8 protein-coding genes are annotated in these 11,141 nt (G+C 28.0%); 4 read left to right on the top strand and 4 right to left on the bottom strand.

Going from position 1 to position 11,141, the window contains the following annotated elements; all coding sequences use genetic code 11:
- Both ACJDT4_RS19940 and ACJDT4_RS19935 read right to left on the bottom strand, forming a co-directional pair.
- Nucleotides 1–1,812 (bottom strand): condensation domain-containing protein (locus ACJDT4_RS19940; protein ID WP_406789357.1); only part of this gene is annotated, 1,812 nt, incomplete at its 3' end.
- Between the two features lie 219 nt (nucleotides 1,813–2,031).
- Nucleotides 2,032–2,415, bottom strand: coding sequence for an S-4TM family putative pore-forming effector (locus ACJDT4_RS19935; protein WP_406789360.1), 384 nt, complete (start codon nucleotides 2,413–2,415; stop codon nucleotides 2,032–2,034).
- A 152-nt stretch (nucleotides 2,416–2,567) separates the two neighbouring features.
- On the opposite strand from ACJDT4_RS19935, the gene ACJDT4_RS19930 reads away from it, so the two are divergent.
- On the top strand, nucleotides 2,568–2,795 hold the full coding sequence (locus ACJDT4_RS19930) for a helix-turn-helix transcriptional regulator (RefSeq protein ID WP_406789356.1): 228 nt from the start codon (nucleotides 2,568–2,570) through the stop codon (nucleotides 2,793–2,795).
- Nucleotides 2,795–3,418, top strand: a complete 624-nt coding sequence (locus ACJDT4_RS19925) for a hypothetical protein (RefSeq protein WP_406789355.1) — start codon at nucleotides 2,795–2,797, stop codon at nucleotides 3,416–3,418. Before ACJDT4_RS19930 ends, ACJDT4_RS19925 begins: the two co-directional genes overlap by 1 nt.
- 344 nt (nucleotides 3,419–3,762) lie before the next feature.
- Here ACJDT4_RS19925 and ACJDT4_RS19920 read toward each other — a convergent pair whose 3' ends face one another.
- On the bottom strand, nucleotides 3,763–5,151 hold the full coding sequence (locus ACJDT4_RS19920; RefSeq protein WP_406789354.1) for an MATE family efflux transporter: 1,389 nt from the start codon (nucleotides 5,149–5,151) through the stop codon (nucleotides 3,763–3,765).
- A 165-nt stretch (nucleotides 5,152–5,316) separates the two neighbouring features.
- Nucleotides 5,317–7,398, bottom strand: coding sequence for a helix-turn-helix domain-containing protein (locus ACJDT4_RS19915; RefSeq protein WP_406789353.1), 2,082 nt, complete (start codon nucleotides 7,396–7,398; stop codon nucleotides 5,317–5,319).
- Nucleotides 7,399–7,597: 199 nt separating this feature from the next.
- Here ACJDT4_RS19915 and ACJDT4_RS19910 point away from each other — a divergent pair, with 199 nt between their 5' ends.
- Complete coding sequence (locus tag ACJDT4_RS19910; protein WP_406789352.1) at nucleotides 7,598–9,811, top strand: HelD family protein; 2,214 nt, start codon at nucleotides 7,598–7,600, stop codon at nucleotides 9,809–9,811.
- Nucleotides 9,812–10,283: 472 nt separating this feature from the next.
- A complete protein-coding gene (locus ACJDT4_RS19905) occupies nucleotides 10,284–10,859 on the top strand; it encodes a manganese efflux pump MntP (protein WP_479723310.1) in 576 nt (191 codons plus the stop codon).
- The last annotated feature ends 282 nt before the right edge of the window (nucleotides 10,860–11,141 follow it).

Genomic DNA, 11,141 nt, shown 5'->3' with positions numbered 1-11,141 from the left:
TGAATCTGCGGTTTTACCTAGATTAGTACTGCTGTACTTATAAAACTCTTCATTATTTATGTCACATATTTTTATATCTTTATTTTTTATTTTATCTTTAAATTTATCTTGAGTTAATACTATTGTCGCTTTACTATTTTCAAGGGTATATTCTATTCTGTCCTCTGGATAATCTGGATCTATTGGCATATATGCTCCTCCTGCCTTTAAAATACCCATTATTCCTACTATCATGTTGACAGATCTCTCTACAAGCATTCCTACGATGACATCTTTACCTACTCCCTTTTCTCTTAAAGCCCTTGCTAAAGAGTTCGCCCTTTCATTTAGCTCTTTATAGCTCATCTTTTTATCTTCATATACAACTGCAATATCATCCGGTGCCTTTTCTGCATGCTTCTCAAATAATTCATTTATCGTTTTATTCCTTGGGTAATCTGCCTTTGTATCATTAAATTCTACTAATAATCTGTGCTTTTCTCTGTCTGTAACTACATCTATATCATTAATATTTTTGTCACTATCTTTTATAATATTTTCAACTAAATGTTTTATATTAGTAACAACATTTTCTATTGGCATGAATTTTTCAAATGCATCAATGGCATAATCAAAATTAATTTCAACATCCTTATCCTCATCAAATTCTCGAATAAACACAGCTAAAGCATTTCTTTCATGCCTATGACTTAATGTTTTTATATCTGTTTTTGTTCCATTAAAAGCTGCTGCATAATTATGATTTTCATAAGATAAGGTTATATCAAACAATTTCTGATCTCTATCTTTAGAAATACTTGTGTAAATTTCTCCAAAGGAGAGCTTTTGGTGTCTATAGCATGCCTTTAACTCCATCTTTATTTCATTCATTAATTCTAAAAAACTCTTTTTCTTTGATACTTCTATCTTTAAAGGTATAACATTGGCAAAATGACCTACTATTTGCTTATGACTAGCTTTTGTTCTATTTAATATAGGAACTCCAATTACTACCTCTTTTGAATTAGAAACTCTTGAAAAATATGTACCTAATACACCAAGGAAAAAATGAAATACAGAACATTTTTCCTTGGTGCAGTATTCCATTATTTGATTATATGTATTTCTCTTTATTGTTACACTTTCTCTATTACTAAATACCAGTTTATTACTTTTAATATTTCTAACAAATATATTTTGAGGAATACATTTAAATTTATCTTTCCAAAATTCTCTATCCTTCAAATACTTATCCGATTCTCTATATGATTTATTATCTCTTATAAATTCCAAGTAAGAATGTTTTTCTATCTCATTTTGAGAATTATCTATTTCATTGTAATTACTAACTAATTCTCTAACTATAATTGAATGTCCCCATCCATCTGATATTATGTGGTGTATCCTAGAAAAATAAAAATATCTATTTTCATTTACTTTAATAAGTACAATTTCAAATAGATTATCATTACTATTGAAATCAAATGGTTTTAAAAATTCTTCTTGCATCCATTGTAATGAAAACTTTTCAGAATACTCTTTTGATGAAAAATCATAAAATGGAACCTTATATTCTATTTTTTTCAATACTTTCTGAAATGGCTTACCATCATGTTCCTCTATTCTAATTCTTAAACTATCATTATCTCCAATGAGTTTTTGTACAGCCTTTTGGAAACTTAAATAATTAATGTTACCCTTAATATCAACATAACCACCAATATTGTATATTGGCTTATTTTTATATAAACATTGTTCGGTCCATACATCCTTTTGATATGATGTTAAAGGATACTTTTCCACTTCTTGATTGTATAATTGCTCTTTTAACATTTTTTGTATACCCCCATTGTCTAATTTACACGATAATAACTTGATTATGGCAAAATAGCTCCTAAACGTTTTCATTTTCTCCTAATTTTAACCTGTTATGCTATTTTTTAATTAGTTGTTACATGTTTACTATTATAGTACATAATGTCCATATAGTAAAGTTAATTGATTTTATTGAAATTATTTGAAATAAAATAGTGTAAATATTTTTACTTATACTTATTCAAAATTAATCATATTAAAAATAATCAACAAAATCATATAAAAAATAGTATGGTAAAAAAGCACAGTGAGTATCCCGAATTCATTTTGAGTTTCAGCTGTACATGATAATGATAAGTTCATACCATCAATCTCAAACAAATCGTATCCATTCCAAAGAATTGGAGTTTTGCTAAAATCCAAAATATCATTAGAGAGAAGAAAAAGCTCTTTAAAAGCTTCAAAGCTATGCTTTTCATAATACCAATCAAAAATTAAAGGACTACTTTTTCTACTCTGAAAAATTTTATTTTGCAATTCTCTTGATAAATCATTAAGTAAATTTAAATCATTAGGGTTTAAAATAAGTTTTTCCCAATAATCATCAGAAATAGTTTTAATTTTTTCAGTACATTAGATAGATTTTGGACACTTTATTTCATCCTCTTATCGTTACTTTTGTTGGCTATAAACATTTTTTTATTGATTATATTCAATAAAATGTTTACTATATATAACATTATATGTTATAGTTCTTCCAAGGAAGTGATTTTATGGTTAAAAGAAAAAAGATATTCAACACTAAAATCAAAGTACTAAGAGCTGAAAGAGATTTAACTCAGGAGGATTTAGCCATAGACCTTGGAGTAAATAGAAGTACCATACTTGAAATTGAAAGAGGAACTTTTAATCCTTCGTTAAAGCTTTCTTTTAAGATTGCAAAATACTTTGGAAAGACTATTGATGATATTTTTGAAATGATAGAGGAGGAGGAACAATAATGTTAGATAAGTTAATGCTTGAAATTAATGCTTTAATATCTGCTATATTTTGTGGTTCATTTTTTATAATAGCTTTAATTGACAAGGATGAAATGGAAGAGAACAATTTTAATGCTGCACTTAAGGAAGCTTCTGTAATAACAATTATATCTATATTAATCTATTGCTATTATATGCTTACAACAGGAACCAAAAGCATATCAATAAGCTTATTATTTTTAGCTGTTGACGAGCTAAGTGGGTTAACACTTATATTTAATTTTTTAGAACAAAAAGGAATTCATTTTTCTATAAAACTAAAAAACAGAAAACTTGGTAATATAATAATGTATATTTCTACGGCTTTTTCTTCAATACTTATTGTATTAACTTTTTTAAACTTAAAAATGCTTCAAAATAAATCTGGATTTATAGGATATGATATGCTTTTAATTTGTTTGAATTTTATTTTAATATCTATAATAATACCTTTGATGCCAAACGAAAAAAAGAGCATTGATAGAGAAGAAGTTAAAGAAAATAATAAAAAGATGGATAAAGTTTTTAAAATATTTATGCGTATGTTTTGTGTTTTCTGGGGGCTGTTTATAATTTATGTCATATATAGACTAGCAACTAGGTGAATGAGTATTATCTCAGAACATTAAATATAGGCCATAAATCTAAGAGTCTAAATCGTAAAATTCTAAGAGATTTCAATAACTCACTATCGTTCAAACAGATAGAAATCTCTAAGCCTTTTACGATTTAAACTCCAAGATTTATTGGCTTCTATTTAAATTGTTCTTTCAATAATACTCGTTCACCTTACCCGTAAAACAAGGTAAATTTTTCTTCGCTTCTCTACGAAAAATTAATCATATATTATCATATTACCATCAAACTAAAATAAGATTTTCTGTAGTGATCATCATTTATTGTGCATTGTGAATTGTGAATTGTGCACTAAAAAAGTGGTAAGTAAAAATTAAATACTTTTACTTACCACATGTTTTGACACTTTCTCTTCTTCAAATTTCTCTTTAAAGGCTTTCCTTATGAAGTAAAGCGATGTTAATATGACTATTACATCACCTGTTGGATAAGCAATAAAGGCACCTTTCATTCCAAAAATCTTTATAAACAAGGTAGCTAAAGGTATAAATATTACTATTTCCCTGTATATTGATAGAAGAAAACTCTTTCTTGCCTCGCCTATAGCCTGATAATAATATATTGTTACATAATACACTCCTAATAGTGGAACAAGAAGTACACAGGTTCTAAAGGAACTTACTGTTTGATCTAATAAAGCCTTATCCTTTAAGAAGAATCCTATTATTGGATAAGAAAATTTCATAAATACAATCCAAAATACAGTTGAAATCGAAACGATGTATTTAATTGAGCATTTTAAAATATTCTTTACCCTTTTATAATTTCCTGCTCCAAAGTTATAGCTTATTATAGGCTGCATCCCTGAGCTTATACCAATTACTGCAATAAACATAATCATTAAGACTTTTGTGACTATTCCGACAATAATTATTGCAGAATCTCCGCCAATTGGATGTAGAATGTTATTAAGTACTGCTCCAACAAAAGCATCTACCATCTCTATTATGAAAGTTGAAAATCCAACGGTTATGATTTCCCATATTATGCTTTTATTTACACATTTAAAGGTTAACTGTTTTGAAAATTTAATCTTAAACTGATTATTCGTTTTGACAAACATAAATAATGCAAATGCAAATGAAATTACTTGTGCTGTAATATTAGCAACTGCACTTCCTGTAAGTCCCATACCACAAACTACAACAAGAATGTAGCTAAATATTATATCAAGTGATATACCTATAATATTTGTATAAAGTATTATTCTTGCCTTACCGAAAGATATCATTATATAACATGCCACAATTGCAAGTGCCTGAAAAACTCCACCTATCAGAAGTATTGATACATATTTATCTGCTAAAACATAAATTTTATCGCTTGCACCAATAGCGTAAATAACAGGTTTTCTGAAAAAATATATTAAAATCGAAACCGTTATTAAAGAAATCAAAGTTAAAATAAGAGAATTCACTATTACGCTTTTTAATTCTTTTATATTTCTTTCTCCCAAAGCTCTTGCTGCATATGCTAAGGTACCAGATGCTATCAAAAGCCCAATTGCTATCATAAGCTTTTGTATTGGATAAGCTATCGTAACAGCTCCTATAGCTTCAGTTCCTACATACCTTCCAGCAAAAACTGTATCAACAGTATTATAAAGTTCATAAACTAATGATGAGAGTATCGCAGGTATCGCAAATTTAAAAAGCAATTTACTTATATTTTCTGTAAGGAAACTTTTATCATTTGCTCCCATAAAAACCACCTCAATTCTTGTAGTTTAAAGTCCTTCTAAACTACAAGTTAATTATACTATTTATATAAGGTGGAATTCATCAACTAAAGTGCTCACATAAAAGTACCAATATGCTATGTTGATAAAATAGCTTTTTTTCGCTAAAAGCAACTAAAACCAAATTTTTTACTTATTTATACCTTCTACGGCCCTTATAATTATCAATACAGCTCCGTAACCTTGAATTTTGCTTTGAATATTAAATATTGTACTTTTCTTTATACTCTTAAAATGTATACTAGGAAAAGATGATTTATGAAGTATCTCCTTTTCTTCTTTACTAAGTCTTTTAGGTCTCCCCATATCCATCCAGTAATTATAAGAAGAACCGATTTTCTCATTTATATCATATGCTGTTACTCTTACTGCTGAAGGTATACCAACAATATTAATAGAAAACTTCTTTTCAGTAATATTTCTACTTCCTCTAAACTTTGAAAACTTGTCAAAGAGATTAAGGTTGTCTATATCTTCATGATAACTATAAAGTAAAATCTGGTATTCATTATCACTCTTAGTAACTATATATCCATTTTCTTTAGCAACTAAGATGTCGCCTAACTTATTCATTAAAAAGTAAGCATAATATGAGGGTTTTTTTATTCCCTTATCATTTATAAGCCCTGGATATCCAAAGAAAACCTCATTTGTAAGATTAACCTGCTTATCAAGAACATCAAATGCCCTTAACACATTTGTACTTGACTTCTTATTTACAATGCTGTTAATTACAGAAGGCAGCATATATGCAGTATCATATATATAATTTATATCATCATTATAAGAAAATTTCTCTTCATCAATTGCAAGTTCATATTCTTCTAAAAGCAGTTCTTTAGCTTGTTTTACTACTTCATCCTTCATTTTATCTACAAATTGGAATTTAAATTCACTGAAGTTTACAGTATCTAGTTCATTAAAATAACTCAAAAAGGACTTTAATGCTTTTATAAATTCATCCTGTAAAAACCCATCATCATCAAGTACTATTAATACTCCTATACCAAGTGTATCTAAAAATTCTAAAACATCTCTAGCTCTATTCCAGTTATAAAACTTTGAACCCGGAAAGATTCCCATATCCTGACTAAATACATTTAAAATTCTTGCATACTTGAAGCCAATTTCATCCTGAATCATCTCAAGTATATCCTTATTGTCCTCAATTAAAAGTTCAAAAGCATCTCCAACATTAATTACATCCTTAAAGTCTTTTTCAAATTCACCAATTTCCTTTGACATATTAAGTGTTACCTTACATATCTTTTCTTCATAATTGTATCTATCATAGTCCTCAAGGTAATAGGTTATATGCTCAATGCTATCTTTAAGCTCAAAATAAGTTATTTTCTTCTGCTTTTGAAATTCTTCCTCATTGACCTTAAACTTTTTTCTGTATTGGGTTGGTGAACATTTAAAGCGAATTTTAAAGTGCTTATTGAAATACCTTGTATGTGAAAAGCCAACTTCTTCTGATATTTCAGATATAGTTTTATCCGTATCTAATAAAAACTTTAGTGCTTCATCAACTCTGGTTAAGTTAAGAAGATCTGTAAAGCTGTAACCTGTTGTATCCTTTATTTCATGGGACAAATAATGTGTACTTAAGAATTCTTTTTCTGCTATATCCTGAAGTGTTATATTGTCATTATAATTGTTAAATATATACTTTGTGATTCTGTGATATCTCTCAAGCTGCTCTTCTTTTTCTCTTAAATCTTCTCTTTCACTTGTGAGATAGTGAAAATTATTTATGAGATGATATAAAATTTTTACTAAGATGTCTTCGATAGCTTCATCATAATTATCTTGCCTTTGAACAGCTTCACAGGTTACTCTTGCAAGAAATGTCCTAAGTTCATCATACTCTTCACCCTTTTGACCATTATCATCAGTTATATTAGTGTAAAAGAACATATTCTGAATATCATTATAATATTTTTCAAAAAAATTTGGGTCAATATGAAATACTAATATCATATTGTTCTTATCCCTACTCACAATACTGTGGGCCTCATCTATATTGACTATTTCTATATCATTTTCAATAAGCTCATACTTATCGGAATCTATAGTCACATAAAACTTTCCTTTAAGAACATATAGTATTTCTATGGAATTATGCCAATGCACAGGATACTCCATTATGTTGGCACAATAAACATTAACTGGCATATCCTTTTTATAGGTTATGTACTCTCTTCTCATAAAACACCCCCTAACAAAAATAAAACCACATTCACTTTACACAAACATGATTTTAATATATAATAAAAAAGCTTATAATTTACCATTTTGAACTACAATAATTCTATTATATTATAGCATATTATAGTTTTCAATGTCAACATACAATTTACCCATAAAATCACTTGTTTTTATCAAAAATTTTTAGGAGGTAGTATTAATGTCTAATTTTAATGAAGATTCTAATGAAGAAGCCTTATATCTTAAAAAAGCTCTTGATTTTATAACTGAAGAGTTAAATAAAGAAACACAAAATATCAATAGCTTTAAAAACAACCTTATTACTTCTAACAAAGAAATGTGGCAGCAAACCTCTCATTCCTCGGAGGATTTTGGCAAAGCAGCAGAAATGAATCAATACCTTTCAGAGATAAATAATAAATCACATATATTTGAAAAATCCAATAAAAAAATATCAGCATATAAAAAAATGCTTTCCTGCCCCTACTTTGGCCGAATTGACTTCTCAGAGGATGGTTTTGATGAAACTGAAAAAATTTATATTGGGATGCATAACTTACTTAATGAAACTACAGATGATATTTTAGTTTATGATTGGCGAAGTCCAGTTGCCAGTATGTTTTATGAAGGTGAACTTGGAATAAACCAATACAAATCGCCTATGGGTATGGTGAGTGGTACTATATCCTTAAAAAGACAATATAAAATAAAAGACTCTAAACTAATCTATTACTTTGACAGCAGTGTTCAAATAAAGGATTCTATACTCCAAGAAATATTATGTAAAAATTCATCAGATAAAATGAAAAACATAGTTCAAACAATACAAAAGGATCAAGATGCCATAATAAGAGACACAGAGAACGAGCTTTTAATAGTTCAAGGGTGTGCAGGAAGTGGAAAAACCTCTATAGCTCTTCATAGAATTGCCTTTTTGCTTTATACTGGAATGTCTTCTAATTTGTCTTCAAATAACTTTATAATAATTTCTCCAAATTCAATTTTTAGCAAATATATATCTGGAGTTCTACCTGAACTTGGAGAAGAAAATGTGAATCAAATAACCTATGGTGAATTATTCTCTAAATATTTATACGACAGCTTTAAAATTGAAAAAAGAAGTGAAGAACTAGAAAAGCTAATACTTTCTAAAAATTCTCTTAAACTAACTAATATAAATTTTAAAGGTTCTGAAATTTTTGTAGAAATACTTAACAGACTTATGGATTACCATTCAAAAAAGCTTATTCAATTTACAGATGTATATTACGACAACAAGGTTATTTACTCAAAGGATGAAATTAAAAATATGTTTCTAAATAATAAAATAGGTATAGCTCCGGCTAGAAGGCTTAAGCGAATTGAGAACATGATATTAAGTAAAATTCACCCTATAAGAAAAGAAAGACTAAAAAAAATTGAAAACATTGTTAAAAACAGCTATGGACACGAATTTGAAATAAAGTCCTTCAGCAGATTACTATCAATAAAAGAAACAAAAGCATTCCTTAAGGATATTTATAAATTTACTAAAATAGACTACCTAGAATTGTATAAACTCTTATTTTTTAATTCAAAGTTATTTAAGAAACTATCTAAAGGTCTGCCTCTTCCATCAAACATAGATGAAATAATAGAATATACTAAAGAAAATCTATCTAAAAAATTTTTTACCTATGAAGATTCCACACCCCTTATGTATTTAAATTTAAAGCTAAATGGCATAAATAATTTTTCCCAAATAGCTCACGTGGTAGTAGATGAAGCTCAGGACTACTATCCATTTCAATTTGAAATCTTTAAACTTTTATTTCCTAGCGCTCGCTATACTATTTTAGGAGACTTTAATCAAGCTATGGAAAATAAAAAGGATGAAACAATATATGAAGATATAGAAAAAATACTTCACAAAAACAGATCCATAAAACTATTCTTAAATAAAAGCTATAGATCTTCCATAGAGATAAATGTATTTGCACAAAACTTTCTAGGCAAAAAAAACACTTCCATAAACTTTTTTGAAAGACATGAGGATAATCCGGAGGTAATAGAAGTATCAAATGAGTCTTCAGCATATAACTCAATAGTCTCCGATATAGAAAAATTTCGTCAAGATGGCTTTAACTCCATTGCAATAATCTGCAAAACTAATAAAGAAGCTAAAAAAGCTTATAATTCTCTTAGAAGCTTATCAAAGGTACAATTAATAGACGATGATGACTTAGAAATTGGAAATGAAGCTTTAATAATTCCATCCTATATGGCAAAAGGTTTAGAATTTGATGCTGTTATAGTATTAAATTCTACTGCTTCAAATTATAATAATGATTTTAACAAAAGACTTATATATATAGCTTGTACAAGAGCACTCCATAGGCTTAAGGTTTATAATCTTAGAAGTGCAGAATTATAAATTTTAAGGTTATAGTGAAAAACCAGAATTTAGCGAGATGATGTTGATTTGGAATATTAAATAAAGCTAATAAATCATTTAAATAATGTACTATAAAGGTTCACGCCAAAATTCCGTAGGTACGGAGGAATTTTTCCCTTGCATTACCGTGAGTGTGAAGTAACAATGCTGAAGGAATGATTTAAAAAAATTCTAATAAATCTTGGTTCAAAAATTGTAAAATACTTAGATATTTCAATCTGTTTGAGCAAAGCGAGTTATTGAAATATCTTAGTATTTTATGATTTTTGAACTTTAGATTTATAGGATTTTTTTAATGTGACGAAGCATTGTTACTTCGCGCTAAATTCCAGTTTGTCACGATAAATTTAATACTACTAATTTTAAACTTTCAAGTTATCTATAGTATGAGTGTTGACAAGTCATTATCAATAACTTATCATAAAATGATAATGCACAAAAAGGAGAAGATATAGGCATGAGTATTGTCGAAGTATTTATGATAGGCATAAGTCTGTCAATGGATGCCTTTGCTGTCGCCATTTGTAAGGGTTTAAATATGAAAAAAATCAATTATATACATACTGTAATAATAGCATTGTTTTTCGGTGGTTTTCAGGCTATAATGCCTCTTATAGGCTGGCTGCTTGGAAAACAATTTCAAAAATACATTGTAAACATAGACCACTGGATTATATTTGCTTTACTCGCTATAATCGGAGGCAATATGATAAAAGAAGGTTTTAGTGAAGAAGGTGATTCTTGTCCTGTTTCACAAGAAAAATTAAATTTAAAAGAGCTTACTCTCATGGCAATTGCAACAAGTATCGATGCACTTGCTATAGGAATTACTTTTGCATTTTTAAAAGTCTCTATCCTGCCTTCTGTAATTTTAATTGGCTGCACTACATTTACTTTATCGCTTATAGCTGTTTTTATTGGAAACTACTTTGGTGCAAAATATAAAAATAAAGCTGAAATTGCTGGTGGTATTATACTAATATTAATAGGAACTAAAACCCTGCTGGAGCACTTAGGTTTTATCTAAAACCAGTGCATTTTTAAAGACTATATTTTAAATAAGTATAAAAATCAACACATATTTAAGACATAGCCCTTTCATTATATTATAATTCTTTAAAGAAACTTAACAATTTCAGCTCATTTGTTAGGCTAAAAATTAACTTGTTTTATGTTATAATAAAGTTTGTATATAAAATTATATAGATAAACCGCTTCAACTATTTAAATTTATTTGTATCAAAATGCCCGGAATATGGCATTTTGATACAAATAAATTTCAAGTTTCAAGGTGGTTTATCTTTAACTA

It is taken from the genome of Clostridium neuense, from assembly GCF_045310695.1.
GTDB classification, from domain to species: Bacteria; Bacillota; Clostridia; order Clostridiales; family Clostridiaceae; genus Clostridium_S; species Clostridium_S neuense.
The sequence above is the reverse complement of the archived record's forward strand: the minus strand, read 5'-3'. Positions and strand labels throughout refer to the sequence as shown.

Bases quoted from the DNA above. Each gene is read 5' to 3' on its own strand.
- ACJDT4_RS19930 (WP_406789356.1), top strand. From the start codon at position 2,568: ATGGTTAAAAGAAAAAAGATATTCAACACTAAAATCAAAGTACTAAGA.
- ACJDT4_RS19925 (WP_406789355.1), top strand. From the start codon at position 2,795: ATGTTAGATAAGTTAATGCTTGAAATTAATGCTTTAATATCTGCTATA.
- ACJDT4_RS19920 (WP_406789354.1), bottom strand. From the start codon at position 5,151: ATGGGAGCAAATGATAAAAGTTTCCTTACAGAAAATATAAGTAAATTG.
- ACJDT4_RS19915 (WP_406789353.1), bottom strand. From the start codon at position 7,398: ATGAGAAGAGAGTACATAACCTATAAAAAGGATATGCCAGTTAATGTT.
- ACJDT4_RS19910 (WP_406789352.1), top strand. From the start codon at position 7,598: ATGTCTAATTTTAATGAAGATTCTAATGAAGAAGCCTTATATCTTAAA.